General features: G+C 44.2%; 11 protein-coding genes. 7 read left to right on the top strand and 4 right to left on the bottom strand.

All coding sequences use genetic code 11. The features are described from left to right. Positions 1–30: 30 nt before the first annotated feature. From H171_RS09100 to H171_RS09085, 4 genes are all read right to left on the bottom strand, one after another. Entirely contained in the window at positions 31–1,704 is a 1,674-nt protein-coding gene (locus tag H171_RS09100; RefSeq protein WP_100304843.1) for a S8 family peptidase, read from the bottom strand. Positions 1,705–1,779: 75 nt separating this feature from the next. Next, the gene (locus H171_RS09095; RefSeq protein WP_100304842.1) at positions 1,780–2,325 is read right to left on the bottom strand and encodes a nitroreductase family protein; all 546 of its coding nucleotides are present in this window, start codon (positions 2,323–2,325) and stop codon (positions 1,780–1,782) included. A 126-nt stretch (positions 2,326–2,451) separates the two neighbouring features. Then, the gene (locus H171_RS09090; protein WP_100304841.1) at positions 2,452–3,501 is read right to left on the bottom strand and encodes a hypothetical protein; all 1,050 of its coding nucleotides are present in this window, start codon (positions 3,499–3,501) and stop codon (positions 2,452–2,454) included. A gap of 120 nt (positions 3,502–3,621) precedes the next feature. Beyond that, positions 3,622–4,203, bottom strand: coding sequence for a TetR/AcrR family transcriptional regulator (locus H171_RS09085; protein ID WP_100304840.1), 582 nt, complete (start codon positions 4,201–4,203; stop codon positions 3,622–3,624). 242 nt (positions 4,204–4,445) lie between these two features. Between H171_RS09085 and H171_RS09080 the strand changes: the two genes are divergently transcribed. The 7 genes from H171_RS09080 to topA all read left to right on the top strand — a co-directional run bounded on the left by H171_RS09080 (position 4,446) and on the right by topA (position 16,365). Beyond that, positions 4,446–6,629: an efflux RND transporter permease subunit gene (locus H171_RS09080; protein WP_100304839.1), complete on the top strand. Its 2,184-nt coding sequence runs from the start codon at positions 4,446–4,448 to the stop codon at positions 6,627–6,629. Beyond that, a complete protein-coding gene (locus H171_RS09075) occupies positions 6,616–8,853 on the top strand; it encodes a hypothetical protein (protein WP_100304838.1) in 2,238 nt (745 codons plus the stop codon). Before H171_RS09080 ends, H171_RS09075 begins: the two co-directional genes overlap by 14 nt. A 495-nt stretch (positions 8,854–9,348) precedes the next feature. Beyond that, positions 9,349–10,677, top strand: a complete 1,329-nt coding sequence (locus H171_RS09070; protein ID WP_100304837.1) for a putative DNA modification/repair radical SAM protein — start codon at positions 9,349–9,351, stop codon at positions 10,675–10,677. Beyond that, entirely contained in the window at positions 10,674–11,453 is a 780-nt protein-coding gene (locus tag H171_RS09065) for a TIGR03915 family putative DNA repair protein (RefSeq protein ID WP_100304836.1), read from the top strand. Before H171_RS09070 ends, H171_RS09065 begins: the two co-directional genes overlap by 4 nt. Before the next feature lie 193 nt (positions 11,454–11,646). Next, entirely contained in the window at positions 11,647–13,194 is a 1,548-nt protein-coding gene (locus H171_RS09060) for a YifB family Mg chelatase-like AAA ATPase (RefSeq protein ID WP_100304835.1), read from the top strand. Beyond that, entirely contained in the window at positions 13,181–14,281 is a 1,101-nt protein-coding gene (gene dprA / locus H171_RS09055) for a DNA-processing protein DprA (RefSeq protein WP_100304834.1), read from the top strand. Before H171_RS09060 ends, dprA begins: the two co-directional genes overlap by 14 nt. Positions 14,282–14,295: 14 nt before the next feature. After that, complete coding sequence (gene topA, locus H171_RS09050) at positions 14,296–16,365, top strand: type I DNA topoisomerase (RefSeq protein WP_100304833.1); 2,070 nt, start codon at positions 14,296–14,298, stop codon at positions 16,363–16,365. Positions 16,366–16,369: the final 4 nt, after the last annotated feature.

The raw sequence follows: 16,369 nt of genomic DNA, 5'->3' as shown, positions 1-16,369 counted from the left end.
CTACTTATCATATTCTTAATACCAAATGCATCAAATCACAGATATCCTTTGAAACAGTTTGTATACGTCTATCTGTCCGTATCCACAGCTCTCATTGGGATAAGAATAGGCGCTGTCTCTCTGTGCTCCCCGCATGATCATATGATTGATCTGGACGCCGGTGACGGTAGTGTGGTTGCCTTTGCAGTACCCCCATTCCATGACCATGGCAGAAGCTCCCGCTGCGTGTGCGGCGGCGGCTCCGGTACCAGTTAGGCTGCCATATTGATTTCCTGGGAGTGCGCATGGAATCTGGTATCCGGGAGCGGCAATATTAGGATTGATTTCCCCGAATCTGGAAAAGCCTCTTCCTGATTCACCCAGAATTCTGCCATCAAACTGGTTATAGGCGGCAACTGTCAGGGGATTTCTGGCATTTCCCGGGGCTGTAATGGTAGTGTTGGGATTTGCCTGATAGAAATATGTTTCGTTTGAAATCAAGTTCCCTGACGGAAGCCAGGAATGGAAGGAAAAAGGTTCATTTTCTATGCTTGTGACCTGGAAATACCAGATTCCTGGAGTCGGATTGTCAAACCGCAATAAAATAACCTGATCCCCCGTTGAACCTTCCAACAGGATATTGTTGATCCAAATGGTAGTTTGGCCCATGGCAAGGCTGAATTTTTGGCAAACTCCGGCAGGGGGAGATATGCTCTGAATGAATTCCTGGTTAGGCGGGAATATTTCAATACTTACTTTCCCAGGAGGAAAGGGCCAGATTTCCATTGTGAATTTTTTATCGTTTCTCCCTATTTTTAAATTAAAGCCATTGCGGAAAGGAGTAGCCGCCGAATGGTGGAAATAATGTCTGCGGCTGTCTCCTTCATTCCCTGCGGCTATCAATACGTCAGTTTTGGGCATTTGTACGATGTGTTCTAAGTAAGAGCTGATAACTCCCAAACCATCATGGCCTCCCTGGTTGCTTCCCATTGCTATGCATATAACGAGAGGCAGCTCTTTTTCTTCCGAAACGGAGAGCAGGTAACGGATTCCCAGCATTATATCAGATTCCTGATAGCACAGGGAATTATCCGGAGCAAAGAACAGCTCTTTTAAATTTTGCTTCGCTTCTTTTAATTTTACTATGATAAGCTCGGTTTGGGGAGCAACACCGGTAAAAGAGTTTTTTTCATCGGGACTGCCGGCGATTACACTGGCGATTGCCGTACCATGTCCATTGCTATCAACAGTAGGCACCATGGATAAGGGGTTCTTGGATTTCAGTGCGGTATTGATGTGTTTTTTCGTGTATTCTGAGCCGAAACTAAAGTCCTTGGGAGGCTTGCCGGTCTGGTCGGTCTGGTCCCATATGGAAAGAATACGGGTGGTACCGTCATGATATTTGAATGCGGGGTGCTGGTAGTCGATGCCGGTGTCTATGATGCCGATGGCAACCCCAAGCCCCATCAGGCTTAAATCGGGATGTCTCCGGACATTGGCAATGCCCGATTTTTCTATGCTCACTTTAGAAGTAAGTGTAAAAAGGGAAGGGAAATTATCATAAGGATACCGTCCCAGGTCACAGGCGTCCATATTGCTTTTCCATATATGCATCAAAGAATATCTATCATTTAAAACCGTAAGATTATTACCGGTATCAAAACCGGGAACTAAAGAATTACTAATGATCAAGTCATAATATTCATTATCCAATATTTTATTCATGCTAAAGCCCCCAACCTGCTATTTTAAACGCAGTATATAGTTATCTTATGCATGCATATGGGGGTTCATGAAAGGTTACCGTTCTTTGGAGGAGTCAATGCCGCTATAGGAATTATAGAAAACAGTATGGTCTATAGGAAACCGTTTCTCATGAAGAGGGTGAGGAGCACAGTTTTTCCCGGGATAGCCCATAGGAAGCAGAGCAACTGGAATTAAATGCTCCGGGATATTAAATGACGAACGGATGCACACAGGGTCAAAATGACCTACCCAGGTACTGCCTAATCCTAATTCAGCCGCTTCAAGTATCATCTGCGTGGCAACGATGCTGGCGTCAACATCTCCCATATCCTTATTGTCGTAAGACCTTTTCCAGCTGACCGTGGAATCATAACATACCAGCAAAGCCAGAGGAGCATGAAAATGATAAGGGGTGCAGGATTTTAATTTAGCAAGGTTTTCTTCGCTGTCAATGACAAGAATTCGCTGGGGCTGATAATTCACTGCAGTAGGAGCGACCCTTCCGGCTTCCAGGATCAAATCCAGTTTTTCCTTTTCTATTTTCCGGTCGCTGAATTTTCTCATTGAGTAACGTTCTTTTGCCAATTGTAAAAATTCCATTAAAACATCTCCTTCTGTTTTTTATAAGCTAACTATAGCATAAAAAGGAAAATAGGAAAAGACGGTACCGGTCCTTAATGATATGGGTAGCACACCATAAGGACTGTCCGTCTTTTTCGTGTATAATCATCCCAGCGGAGTTGTCTTTCCTGTTACTTCATCGTACTGAAAGGCTACATTGCTGGTTTCATAGTCAAATAAATAGGTTGCTATATAAATCAGAGTACTGTCAGGCTGGCGTTTGTATGTCCTGACTGTATAGTAATTTTTTCCGCCTATTTTAGATATACCAGGTGATGCGATAAATTCATAAGAGTCGGAAGCTTCCGCCAGGCCAAGCTTTTCCTGGCTCAGGGTGCGGACGGCATCCTCTGCCTGTTCTATGGTATTGGTCGCTTTTGGCAGTTTTTCAAAATCAGCGATTATCTTTTTCTGCTGATTCCACTGGTCCTTAAAATAGGTGCTCCAGGGCTGGCTTTCTTTACTGGTGGTTACGGTATAGCTGTCTACTTCGGATTCCAGGGTAATGGAAAGATAGGAAGCGGAATCTTTAGACGGCCCGGCAAGCTGATAGAATTCTGAGCTTGTCTTTGGGGTCTCTTCTGAGGAAGGCTGTCCGGACTCTGGCTGTTCGGACTTATCCGTTATATTAATGAAATTCTTTTTTTCCTCCAGATAATCCATGTAGCTTTTTATATCAGCGGAGGTATCTTCCACATGAAGATATTTGTAACTGGCTTCCAGGCCGGATGTTTGTGAAGCAGTGCCGGAAGATGATTCCGTTGTCTGATCAACGGTTTCCTTCGTTTCTGCTTCAGAGCTGGCTTCAGAAGCCTCCAGCTTTTTAAAATCGCGTGCGCCAACAATTTCAGTAACCGAAGAAATATCTTCTTCTTTTGAAAAGTAGTAGGTTGGTGCTACTTCTGCCTTTTCGTCTGACTCACCCTTCTTTTGGGACGTAAGCATAATAATGGCCTGAACAGATCCCATAATAACGATCAGCAGGGCGGCTCCCATCAAAACGAGAACTCTTTTATTTTTAGGTAATAGACCTTTTCCTTTGTCTTTTGAAGCTTTTGCCGGTTTCGCTTTATTTTGTTTATTATTTACTTCCTTCCCTTTTATAGGGGGTGTTTTTGGAATCTTCTTATCTTTGGATTTTATATTTTTCAGCATAAAGTTCATCCTTGTGTAAGTATTGATGCAGCATACAGTTAAATGGCTGTATGACATCGCTATCCATATATCGGTTGATTCCTGGCGAAAAATAAGGATTTATGACAAAAAATGATTTCTTTAAACAGCAAGGAGCTTTTGCGCAGTTCCCATGATCATCTTATCCACAAATTCGGCTACCTCTTCCTTTGGCTGCTGCATATCCGTATCAAGCCATTGCTTCAGGACACCGGTCAGTCCGTATGTGATAAATTCAAGGTAATAGTTCAGGGTCACTTCCCTGGCAGCAGGATACTGTTCCCTGATGATCGCAGTTCCGTTTTTTAAGACAAGGGTATGGAAGCGGTTTACAAAATCATTGGAGGAGCTGTTCTCAAAAAGGATCTTACATATCTTTTTGTTCTCCTCAATATAATGAATGATTGGTATAACAACGGGCAGGAGCGAACCCTTTTTAAAGGCATAGCGGCAGTTGCTTACCATATCCTGAAAATCATCTAAGACTTCGGATTCCATCTCCTGTAACAGGTTGTAGGTATCGGTATAGTGAAGATAAAAAGTACCCCGGTTTAAATCTGCCAGTTCCGTGATGTCTTTCACGGAAATATTCTTAAAGTCCTTTTTTTCCATGAGTTCAAGAAGGCTTTCTTTCAATAGCTTCTGAGTTTTTCGGATGCGGCGATCCTGTTTTTGAGTTTCCATACGATTCCTCCAATTGTGCTTCTTGGCTTGCTTCTTAATTTCAGAGCCTGAATCCCTGAAAATAATGAACACAACATCAAAGAGTGTTGAATATTGCATTAAAAAAGACTTTGTGATCATTAATAGATTCTTCTTAATTGATTGATTATTGAAACTTATTTACAAGAGTATTATAATGTACACGTGTTCAAAAGTCAATAATATATCTATTAACAGAAAAAGGATGGGTAATGGAGGAAACTATGAAGAGAGACAGAAGTTTATTTGATAGAATCGTACATATTATTGTGTTCCGCGGGAAGGAAATAGAGACTTTTTTCTTTCTTGCGGCCATCATTTGTGCCATCTGTTTTCCTTTTGTAAAGGTCAATTACGATTTAAGCAAATACCTGCCGCAGTTTGCCCAAACAAAACAGGCTCTTGATGTGATGGAGGATGAGTTTGGATATCCTGGAATGGCCCGTATCATGGTAAAGGATGTAAGCCTTCAGGAAGCAAAAAAAATAAGACAGCAAATATCGGACCTGGAAGGGGTGGATCTGGTAATAGGTCCGGATTTAACCACGGATGTTTATATGGGAGCTTCTTTTGTGGATCAGGGGATTACCGATATGATGTCTGTGGATGCGTTTTCCATGGAAGATTATTATCGTGACGGGTATGCTTTGATGGATGTAATATTTGAAAACGGCGATGATAGTCAGGTAACCCGGAAAGCGGTAGACGGGATTTATGAAATTGTAGGAAAAGACAGAGGCTATTTTGCAGGAAGCGCCGTTTCCAGTAAAGAGCGGGAGGAATCCATAACAAAAGAGATTACCATGGCGATTGGAATGGCGCTCGTAATCATCTGGGTGATCTTAACCCTTACCACAACATCCTGGATGGAACCGTTTTTGTTTATCTTCGTCATGGTTGTGGCCATTGTCTTGAATATGGGATCCAACCTGATGTTCGGAACCATATCATTTTTTACGTTTTCCACGGCAGCCATTTTACAATTGGCGGTATCCATGGATTATTCCATTTTCCTTTTACATACTTTTACGGCAATTAAGAATACCGGCGTCGAGATCCATGAGGCCATGGAACTGGCAGTAAAGGAATCCTGCAGTTCTATTCTTGCGAGCGGGGCCACCACCATAGTAGGGTTTCTTGTTATTGCATTCATGCGCTTTACCATTGGTAAGGATGTGGGATTTGTACTGACCAAAGGGATCATTTGCAGTCTGGCTACCGTACTATTCCTTATGCCGACTCTGATCCTGCACTTTAATGATAAGATTGAAAAAACAGCCCATAAACCGTTCATCCCTTCTTTTGACCGGTTTGCAAAATTAATGAACCAGATCCGGAAGCCTGTTTTTGTTATTGCCATTTTTCTGGCTGTTCCCTGTTATTTCGGTCAGAATATGAACGTTTTCTACTACGGCGATGATGCCATTGGAGCTGGACCTGGAACAAGAGTTTATGAGGATACCAGGGCTATCAATGAAGAATTCGGAAAATCAAACATGATCATTGGAATTGTTCCCAATGGATCGATTGTTACCGAACGGCAGCTGACGGACGCCTTGGAGGAGCTGGATTTCGTAAATTATGCAATGTCTATGGCGGGGACTATTCCCAAGGGAATTCCGGAAAGCTTTCTTCCTGAAAAAGTGACTGAACAGCTTCGGAGTGAAAAATACGCCAGGCTTTTGATTTCCCTAAACACGGTCCAGGAGAGTCCGTACGCCTTTGAATGCAGTCAGGAGCTGGAACAATTGATCAGGGAGTACTATCCGGAAGATGCCTATGTGATAGGTATGACCCCCACGACAATTGATATCCGTGACATTTTAACGGATGACTACAATAAAGTGTCACTGTTGTCTTTGGCGGGAGTGGCTTTGGTTGTTTTTGCAACCTTCCGGTCTGTTCTGGTACCGATTCTTGTAATTATACCGATTGAAGTGGCCATTTATTTAAATATGACGTTACCATATGTGCTTGGAGACTACATGGTGTACATCGGATACATCATCGTAAGCTGCCTGCAGCTGGGAGCTACCATTGATTATTCCATCCTAATGACCAATAATTATCTGGGCTTCCGTAAAACCATGAACAACACGGACTCTGCCAAGGCTGCTATTTCAAAAAGTACTCTTTCCATTTTTACGTCAGGCGGTATTCTTACGGTAGTCGGTTATCTTTTGTATTTTACATCGTCCATACAAGCGATTTCCCAGGTGGGACGCCTGGTGGGAAGGGGAGCACTTTTAAGCATGGTTTTGGTACTTTCCCTGCTTCCTGCCTTGCTTAGCACCTTTGACAAGCAGATCCAGAATCAGCAGCTCCGTGCGGTAAAAAGAAGAGAAAAACGACGTTTAAGATATGGAAAAGTGAAAATCAAAGGAGAGAACGATCATGAAGAAGTATAATAGAATCATAAGTATGGGCCTGGCTGTCATAGTCTCCCTTGAATCCATACTGCCGGCCCTGGCCTCGCCTGATGTGCCCCAGTATGATGAAACTCTTTATGTGACCATGGATCCTTATGGGGAGATCAAGGAAAGCAGCATTGTAAAGAATTACCAGATGAATGGAAACAGCATGGTAGTAGATTACGGGGTTTACGATAAGGTAATGAACTTAACGGACCATTCGGAACCTGTAATAGGGGAGGATGGCTCTGTCACCTTTTCTCCCGAAGAGACAGGAAGCCGGTTTTATTTTGAAGGCCGGACCCAAACAGAGAAATCCCAGCTCCCCTGGGATATTAAAGTAAGTTACCGTTTAAACGGTGTAGAGAAAAAGGCAGAAGAGCTGGCCGGCGAAAAGGGCCTGATTGAGGTCAATGTGGATCTGGTTCCCAATCAAGGAGTTTCCGATTACTACCGGAATAACATGGCCCTAATGGCCAGCACAGTTGTTGATATGGATAAAAACTTAAGCCTGGAAGCGGAAGGCGCACAGGTGCAGTCTATCGGTAATTTAAATATGGCTGTATTCTTTCAATTGCCAGGTGAGGAAGGCCATTATTCCATCCACATCGGTTCAGAAGATTTTAAATTTTCCGGCATGATCTTTACCATGGTACCTTTGACAGTTAGCCAGCTTGATAAAATTGCAGATTTAAGAGATGCAAAGGAAACCATGGAGGATTCTGCAGATGCGATCAGCGACAGCCTGGATGTGGTTTTAGACTCCATGGGAAACATGCAAAAAGGCATCGCAGATACGGCGGATGGTCTCAGGGGACTTGACAGGACCAGGCAGATATTTGCCGATTCCAAGGGTAAGGTGTATGAGAATGCGGATGAGGCTTTGGCAGCTCTTGACAATTTGTCCCAGACCATGCGGCCCTTTTATAACCATACGCAGAATGCCGGAAATGCTTTAAATGAGATCAGGACCCAGACAAATCATATGGTGGGAATTCTTGACGACCTGTCCCCTGATCTAGGAGATCTGCAGGACAGTGTCCGGTATTTAAGAAATGAAGTGGATGACCTGCGGAAAATGGCGAAGAGTTCTCAGACGGATATGAAATCCCAGGCTTTTATGGGGCAGGTTAAAAAAATAGAAGGACGCTTAAATACTCTGACAACGGAGCAGCAGCAGCTGGCAAAGGAATTAGCCTCTCTTGGTCAGTCCCTTCCTAATCTGGCGGCCCTTAGCAATACCCTAAGTACTTCGGCGGCAGGAATGAGAAATACTGACTTACAGGATCTGATCCAGGAGATCCAGGATGAAGGTCTGATGGATGAAGACGAGATATCTTCCTATTTGTTTAATGAGAAGGACTATTCTATTCCGGAAATCAATGCTCTTACCGGTTATCTGTCTTCCGCTTTGGCAACCGGCCGTAAGGCTACCCCAAGCAATGGATCCAAGGAAATAATGGAAGCAGCCGCACCTTTAGCCGCACTTCTTCCGCAGATTGTTAACAGCGGTGCGGGGCTGACCGGAGATCTGGGAACAATGCTGGGGATGACCGGTATGCTGATGGCAGACTTACAATCCTTAAGAGGCCCTATAAACGGAACGATAGACGGATTAATTGACATAGCCACTGCTACAGGGAATATCTGTGATACGGCCGATGATCTGATCAACTCAGTGGATGAATTAAATGGCATCCTAAACCGTCACCATGATGATATGATCGCGACTTTAAATGATATTGGAAAAATGACAGACAGCGCCTCCAGAGGCATTGATTCCATGAATGTATTTTTCCGGTCCCTTGAAAATCAGATGAAAGTGGTTGGCGATTCCTTAAACAGCAGTACGGAGAAAACCTTAAATGGCCTTGCTGGTACGTTAGATGAGGCAGGGAATGGGCTGAATCAGACTGAGGTTTTGAGAAATGCAAAAGACACCATTAAGGATATGATTGATGACAAATGGGATGAATATACGATAGAAGATACGACTATTTTAAACATTGATTTGGAAGCCTCTCCGGTGTCCATGACCTCGGCAAAAAATCCGTCCCCCAGGAGCATTCAGATGATTCTGCGTACTGAGGAGATAAAAGATAAGCAGGACAGTGAAGATGTAAAAGTTGATGAAGACTTTCATTCTGACGGAAATATTTTCCACCGCATCGGGAATATTTTCAAATATATCTGGAGTACTATCACTTCTGTTTTTAAATAACAGTACAAAAGGACCTTTCCCATCTTGAAACATGAAGAGATCATGGGAAGGAGCATTGTATCCATTATTGTGTCCATTATTGTATCCAGCTTTGTAAGGTTTCTAAGCTCCCGCCGATTGCTTTATCCAGATGGAGGAGATGGAGGATAACGAAGCAGAATTTTACGGATAAGTGCCGGAACCGGCAAATGGATCAACCGCAGGGGGCGAAAGATTTCAGGTTTATGTATAGGCAGCAGAAAGAGAGCGCGTGCATTTCCGCCTCCTTTCTGCTGCTTTTTAAGCATGTTTTACCTATTTAAAAGATTCCATTTTTCTATCTCTGCGCTTATATCTTGTACATCTTCGCATCTTGTGGCATCTTCCTATTTGGACATTTCATGAGCCCAGACTCTGTTAAATCTTTAAAATTAAGAACATACATTCGAAAATGCTTGAAAAAAAGGTTTGACTATGCTACAATAAAAGAAAAGAACGTGTGTTCGAGGTGGAGAGATGCTGATTCAGGAAGAATTAAGTGTACAGGAAAAGCTTGAAATATTATCAGATGCCGCAAAATATGATGTTGCCTGTACATCCAGCGGAGTGGACCGAAAGGGAAAAGCGGGGACCCTCGGGAATACGAAGGCATGCGGAATCTGCCATAGCTTTTCTGCAGATGGCAGATGTATATCCCTTCTGAAAATATTGTTTACCAACCAGTGCATCTATGACTGCAAGTATTGCATCAACCGATGCTCTAACGATGTTGTGAGAACAGCTTTCACCCCTGAGGAGGTGTGCCAGCTGACAATCCAGTTTTACCGCCGTAATTATATTGAAGGGCTGTTCCTCAGCTCTGGGGTCCTTCACAGTGCTGACTATACTATGGATTTGATTTACCAGACCCTTAAAAAGCTGCGGGAAGAATACCATTTTCACGGTTATATCCATGTAAAGGCCATTCCGGGTGCAGATCCGGTATTGATCGAAAAAACAGGATTTCTGGCAGATCGTATGAGTATCAATCTGGAGCTTCCGACTGCCGACGGACTTAAGAAGCTGGCTCCCGGCAAAAGCAGGAGCAAGATTCTTACTCCCATGAAGCAGATTCAGAAAGGAATTACGGCTAATCGTTACGAACTGATGGAATACAAGAAAGCTCCGTCCTTTGTACCCGCCGGTCAGAGCACACAGATGATCGTGGGGGCCACTAGGGAAAATGATTTTCAGATGATGATGGTAGCAGAGGCTCTTTATCAAAATTATGATTTAAAACGGGTTTTTTATTCTGCATTTGTTCCAGTCAATCAGGACAGCAGCCTGCCGGCTCTTCCTGGGGGACCTCCTCTTTTGCGGGAACACCGGCTGTACCAGGCAGACTGGCTCATGCGTTTCTATGGATTTCAGGCAGGAGAGCTGCTTTCCGAGGATCGTCCGAACTTCAATGTATTTCTGGACCCAAAGTGTGACTGGGCCTTGCGTCATCTGGAATTATTTCCAGTGGAAGTGAACCGGGCAGACTATTATACCCTTCTGAGAGTCCCCGGAATGGGAGTGAAGTCGGTGAAGCGTATAGTCGCAGCCAGAAGGAATGGCCCGCTTGATTTTGATGCTTTAAAGAAGATCGGTGTTGTACTGAAGCGTGCGCTTTATTTTATAACCTGTTCCGGCAGGATGATGTATCCGGTTAAGATCGAGGAGGACTTTATTACCAGTCATCTTGTAGGAGAGGAACATAAAAAAGTATGGGACATCGGTTCCACAGGAACTTTCCGGCAGCTTTCTTTGTTTGATGACATGAGTGTACCTGCTTTGACAGAGTTAAAAGGAGTCCGGTTATGAAGACAGTCTATTTGTGTGAGAATAGCGTAGAAGGCATTCTCAGCGGTGTATATGCAGCATGGACCAGCAGAAAGGGCCACGCGAATGTGCAGCTTGGGCTTATGGGGGATGAGGATACCATGGAGCTGTTCTGCCAGTATGAGGAGGTTCCGGTCAACGCCCAGAGTGTTGATAAGGTGGTACAGGCTATCAGGGGGAAGATTTCGGAGGAAGCATATATTGCTGTATACAAGGCTGCGTTAAGTAAAGAAAGAGACCGTGGGGATAAAATATACCGTTTTTTAATTTACGGTTTTCATTTTGGTGCAAAGATAGTTCATATGCTTCAGGTTCAAGAGGTATACGAAATATTTCAGATGTGCCGTAATATTGATAATGAGACTCATCTGCTCTCAGGCTTTGTGCGATTTGTGGAGATGGAGGGTGATCTTTTGGTGAGCCGGATCGGACCAAAGAATGATGTAATTGTTCTTCTGGCTCCCCATTTTATGGACCGCTTGTCAGGAGAGAATTGGGTTATCTATGATGAAAACAGGAGAAAGGCAGTTTTGCATCCGGCATTTCGGCCTTGGTTTTTGGTGGATCTGATTTCACCGGAATGGGAGAAACAAATGAAAAAAGCGTCGGATGAAGACGAATACGAAAAGCTTTTTCAGCGCTTTAGAATAAGCGTTTCCATAAAAGAAAGGACAAATCCGGTCTGTCAGCGTAATCACATGCCGCTCCGTTACCGGGCCTATATGCCTGAATTTTCCCATGGCTTAAAGGATTCCTGATTCTTTCGGAATCAGGCAGATGAGAGAAAAACATTGCCATTTTCCTTTTTTTCGGTTATCATAAAATCAGGTTCCGGTTCAGGAACATTCCAGATGCGTTTCTGCATGTTTTCCAAGCTTGTAATTATGAAACAGAATCATAAAATCCCCTGCCCAAAAGCGTAGGCAGGAAGAATGAAAGGAGAGGCAATTTTTGTACAGTAAAGTTCATAGTGTGGGAATTAAGGGAGTAGAAGGGGTTCCTATCCTGGTGGAAGCAGATGTTAGTGATGGACTTCCGGGTTTTTCCATGGTTGGTTATCTCTCCTCTGAGGTAAGGGAAGCTCAGGACCGGGTAAGAACGGCGTTAAGAAATTCCGGCTTCCGGCTGCCTGCAAGAAAAGTCACTATTAATCTCTCCCCGGCCGACATACGCAAGGAGGGAACTGCGTTTGATTTGCCCATCGCGGTGGCCATTTTGGCGGCTTCCGGCTTGGTTAAACCTGCCGCTTTGCGTAGTTGCGTGATTTCCGGGGAATTGGGACTAGATGGGGAGATTAAGCCTGTAAGAGGAGCCCTTTCCATTACTGCTGCTGCAAAAAAGGACGGAAAGATCCAGTGTTTTCTTCCCAGAGAGAACGTCAGGGAGGGCTTAGTAATAGAAGGAATAGAAGTAATTGGAGTGGATCATCTGAAGGATTTAACGGATCAGTTAAACGATCCGGAGAAGCAAAAAGCAGGCTCCTTAGGAAATGGGGAGCTGATGGGGCAGCAGGAAGCTTATGACGTCGATTTTTCAGAGATCGGAGGCCAGCTTTTTTTAAGACGGGCCACAGAGGTGGCGGTGGCGGGTATGCACAACATTCTTTATATCGGCCCTGCGGGGACCGGAAAGACGATGCTTGCAAAGAGGATTCCAACGATCATGCCGTCTCTGTCAATGGAGGAAGCAGTGGATATATCAAAGATATACAGTGTATGCGGGCTGCTTTCCAAAGAAGAGCCCTTGGTGGTGAAAAGGCCCTTCCGAAGCCCTCATCATACCATCAGTCCAACGGCTCTTGCCGGAGGAGGACGAATACCAAAACCAGGCGAGATCTCCCTGGCATCCGGAGGCGTTCTGTTTCTGGATGAACTACCCGAATTTCAAAGAACTACCATAGAGCTTCTAAGGCAGCCTCTTGAGGAGAGGAAAATAACGGTTACCAGAATATTCGGTGCCTATGAATTCCCAGCGGACTTTATGATGGCAGCGGCTCTAAATCCCTGTCCCTGCGGCTTTTTCCCGGACCGGTCAAGATGCAGATGTTCTGAACTGCAGGTGCGCAAATATTTAAGCAGGATTTCAAAACCGTTGTTGGACCGGATCGATATCTGCACAGAATCCGGGGCGGTCACATACGAAGAACTGCAGGAGAAAAAAGGAGGCGAATCCTCTGCAGCCATACGAAGACGGATTGAGGACGCAAGAAAAATTCAAAAAAAGCGGTTTAAAGGCTGTGGGATATACTTTAACAGTTCCATGAATAAGGCCCAGATTGAGGAGTCCTGCAGTCTTGGAAATGAGGAGCAGAGGTTTTTAAAGAAGGTATATGAAAACCTGGGACTCAGTGTGAGAGGCTATGAGAAGATCCTAAAGGTTTCAAGGACGATTGCGGATCTGGACGGCTCTGAATGGATAAGAAAAGTCCATCTGGCAGAAGCGGTAGGACTGCGCAGTATAGAAGGAAAATATTGGGGAGGAATTTATGGACGGTCATGAAGAACGGGAGTATTTATACTGGCTTTGTCATGTTCCCGCTCTGGGAGCGGTAAAAATAAAACGGCTTTATGATTACATCGGAAGCTATAAAGGAATATATAATATAGAAGGAAAAGAACTGGAACAGTCAGGATTTTTAAAACAGACAGAAGCTACCATTTTTGAGGAGATGAAACGTAAAAAAGACGCTTGCATAGCAGAGCTGGAAAAGCTGGAAAATAGAGGAATTCATTTTGTTACACCTTATGACAAAGAATATCCGAAACGGCTTCTTTCGATTTATGGATATCCTATGGGAATCTTTTTTAAAGGAAAGCTGCCTGATGATGAAAGACCTGCGGTTTCCATAATTGGAGCCCGAAACTGCACGAATTACGGGAAGCAAATGGCCTCCTGCCTGGCCAGGGAGCTTTCCGGAGCTGGAATTCAGATCATAAGCGGATTGGCATGGGGAATTGATAGTGCTGGTCATCAGGGTGCGCTGGAAGCCGGCGGAGACACCTATGGTGTTTTAGGCTGCGGAATCAATATTTGTTATCCTAAAGAGAATTATGGATTATATGAACAGATGGCAGTCAAGGGCGGAATCATTACGGAGTTTATGCCGGGTGATGCGCCAAGACCTTGTAATTTTCCTATGAGGAACCGGATCATCAGCGGGCTGTCAGATGGAATTTTAGTTATTGAAGCGCGGGAAAAAAGTGGTTCTCTGATCACAGTTAACTTAGGACTTGAACAGGGAAAAGAAGTTTTTTCTCTTCCCGGAAGGGTCACAGATCCCTTAAGTGCAGGCTGCAACCGGCTTATTTCAGAAGGCGCAGAAATTTTGTTAGGTCCTGATTCTGTGCTGGAATATTTCAAATTGCAGAGTGGTAATATATTAAGAGTTCATGAAAAAAACGAGAACGGACTTGTCAAAAAAGAAAAAATGGTGTATAGTTGCCTAGATTTGCAACCGAAGAATCTGGAAGAGATTATATCTTTAAGCGGATTGTCTGTCAGTGATTGTTTGAGCACTCTTCTGGAATTAGAACTCAAAGGCTGTGTTGTACAGACATCCCATCAATATTATGGTAAGAAACTATAGGCGAGGAGTTTGGTATGGCGAACTGTTTAGTAATTGTGGAATCACCGGCAAAGGTAAAAACGATAAAAAAGTTCCTGGGAGCGAATTATGAAGTAGATGCCTCTAACGGACATGTGAGGGATCTTCCGAAAAGCCAGATGGGAATTGATGTGGAGCATGATTTTGATCCCAAATATATAACAATCAGAGGAAAGGGGGATATTCTGGCCAAACTTAGGAAAGAAGTGAAAAAGGCCGATAAGATTTATCTTGCGACTGACCCTGACCGGGAAGGAGAAGCGATTTCCTGGCATCTGATGAAGGCTTTAAAGCTTGATGAAGTGAAGGATAAGCAGGTATACCGGATCAGCTTTAACGAGATTACAAAGAATGCGATAAAGGCTTCCTTAAAAACCCCGAGAACAATTGATATGAATCTGGTAGATGCCCAGCAGGCCAGAAGGGTTTTGGACCGTATGGTTGGATATATGATCAGTCCCCTCCTTTGGGCTAAGGTAAAGAGAGGCTTAAGTGCCGGCAGGGTCCAGTCGGTGGCATTGCGTCTGATCAGCGACCGGGAGGAAGAAATCAATGCATTTATTCCGGAAGAGTACTGGAACCTGGAAGCCGTTTTAAAGCAGGAAGGAAGCAAAAAGCCTTTGACCGCAAAATTTTACGGTGATAAAGACGGCAAGATTGCCATTGGAAAAAAGGAAGAACTGGATAAGATACTGAAAGGTCTTGAAAATCAGACGTATCAAGTGGAGGAAGTTAAAAATGGGGAAAGAGTTAAAAAGGCTCCCATACCATTTACTACCAGTACCCTTCAGCAGGAAGCATCTAAGGTACTTAACTTTTCAACCCAGAAGACCATGCGTCTTGCTCAGCAGCTGTATGAAGGTGTGGAGGTAGCAGGACATGGGACCGTGGGTCTTATCACCTATTTGAGAACCGATTCCACCAGGATCGCAGAGGAAGCAGATACTGCGGCGAGAGAATATATTGGAAAGCAGTACGGCAGCCAGTACGTAGCAAATGGGGAACAGGCGAAAAAAAGCAATGCAAAGATCCAGGATGCCCACGAGGCGATCCGTCCTACGGATATTGCTCTTACGCCGGTTATTGTAAAAGAATCCCTGCAGCGGGATTTATTCAGGCTTTACCAGTTGATCTGGAAACGATTTACAGCCAGCAGAATGCAGTCTGCCGTTTATGCGACTACTTCAGTCAAAGTGGGGGCAGGAAGCTATGTCTTCACACTTTCCGCTTCCAAACTGTCCTTTGATGGTTTTATGTCCGTATATGTTCAGGAAGATGAAAAGGAAGATACCAATGTATTGCTTGGAAATCTGGAAAAGGGCAGCATCCTGAAACTGGATAAACTTGAGAGCGGACAGCATTTTACTCAGCCGCCGGCGCACTTTACGGAGGCATCTCTTGTAAAGGCTATGGAAGAACAGGGGATAGGACGCCCAAGTACTTATGCTCCCACCATCACAACCATTATTGCCAGACGGTATGTGGCAAAGGAAAATAAAAATCTTTATGTGACGGAGCTTGGCGAAGTAGTAAACAGCATGATGAAGCAAAGCTTCCCAAGTATCGTTGATATTACGTTCACCGCCAATTTGGAGTACCTTCTTGATAAAGTGGGAGATGGTTCTGTTCCGTGGAAGACTGTTGTGAGAAACTTCTATCCCGATTTAAAAGAAGCGGTAGACAAGGCTCTTGTGGAATTGGAATCTGTGACCATCGCTGATGAAGTGACGGATGAGATTTGTGAAGTGTGCGGCCGGAACATGGTTATAAAGTACGGTCCTCATGGTAAATTCCTGGCTTGTCCCGGATTTCCGGAATGTAAGAATACAAAGCCTTACCTTGAAAAAGTCGGTGTGCCTTGTCCGAAATGCGGAAAAGAGGTAGTAATAAAGAAAACCAAAAAGGGCAGAATTTATTATGGCTGTGAGGCAAATCCTGAGTGTGATTTCATGTCCTGGCAGAAGCCTTCCACCAAAGCCTGTCCCAAGTGCGGAGCTTATATGGTTGAAAAGGGAAACAAATTACTTTGCTCCAATGAGCAATGTGGATATAGCACTGACAAATAGGAAA

It is taken from the genome of [Clostridium] celerecrescens 18A (genome assembly GCF_002797975.1).
In the GTDB taxonomy this organism is placed as follows: domain Bacteria; phylum Bacillota; class Clostridia; order Lachnospirales; family Lachnospiraceae; genus Lacrimispora; species Lacrimispora celerecrescens.
Note: the sequence above shows the minus strand (reverse complement) of the source record. Positions and strands in the feature narration are given on the sequence as shown.

Bases quoted from the DNA above. Each gene is read 5' to 3' on its own strand.
- H171_RS09075 (WP_100304838.1), top strand. From the start codon at position 6,616: ATGAAGAAGTATAATAGAATCATAAGTATGGGCCTGGCTGTCATAGTC.
- H171_RS09085 (WP_100304840.1), bottom strand. From the start codon at position 4,203: ATGGAAACTCAAAAACAGGATCGCCGCATCCGAAAAACTCAGAAGCTA.
- H171_RS09090 (WP_100304841.1), bottom strand. From the start codon at position 3,501: ATGCTGAAAAATATAAAATCCAAAGATAAGAAGATTCCAAAAACACCC.
- topA (WP_100304833.1), top strand. From the start codon at position 14,296: ATGGCGAACTGTTTAGTAATTGTGGAATCACCGGCAAAGGTAAAAACG.
- H171_RS09080 (WP_100304839.1), top strand. From the start codon at position 4,446: ATGAAGAGAGACAGAAGTTTATTTGATAGAATCGTACATATTATTGTG.
- H171_RS09065 (WP_100304836.1), top strand. From the start codon at position 10,674: ATGAAGACAGTCTATTTGTGTGAGAATAGCGTAGAAGGCATTCTCAGC.
- H171_RS09095 (WP_100304842.1), bottom strand. From the start codon at position 2,325: ATGGAATTTTTACAATTGGCAAAAGAACGTTACTCAATGAGAAAATTC.
- H171_RS09100 (WP_100304843.1), bottom strand. From the start codon at position 1,704: ATGAATAAAATATTGGATAATGAATATTATGACTTGATCATTAGTAAT.
- dprA (WP_100304834.1), top strand. From the start codon at position 13,181: ATGGACGGTCATGAAGAACGGGAGTATTTATACTGGCTTTGTCATGTT.
- H171_RS09070 (WP_100304837.1), top strand. From the start codon at position 9,349: ATGCTGATTCAGGAAGAATTAAGTGTACAGGAAAAGCTTGAAATATTA.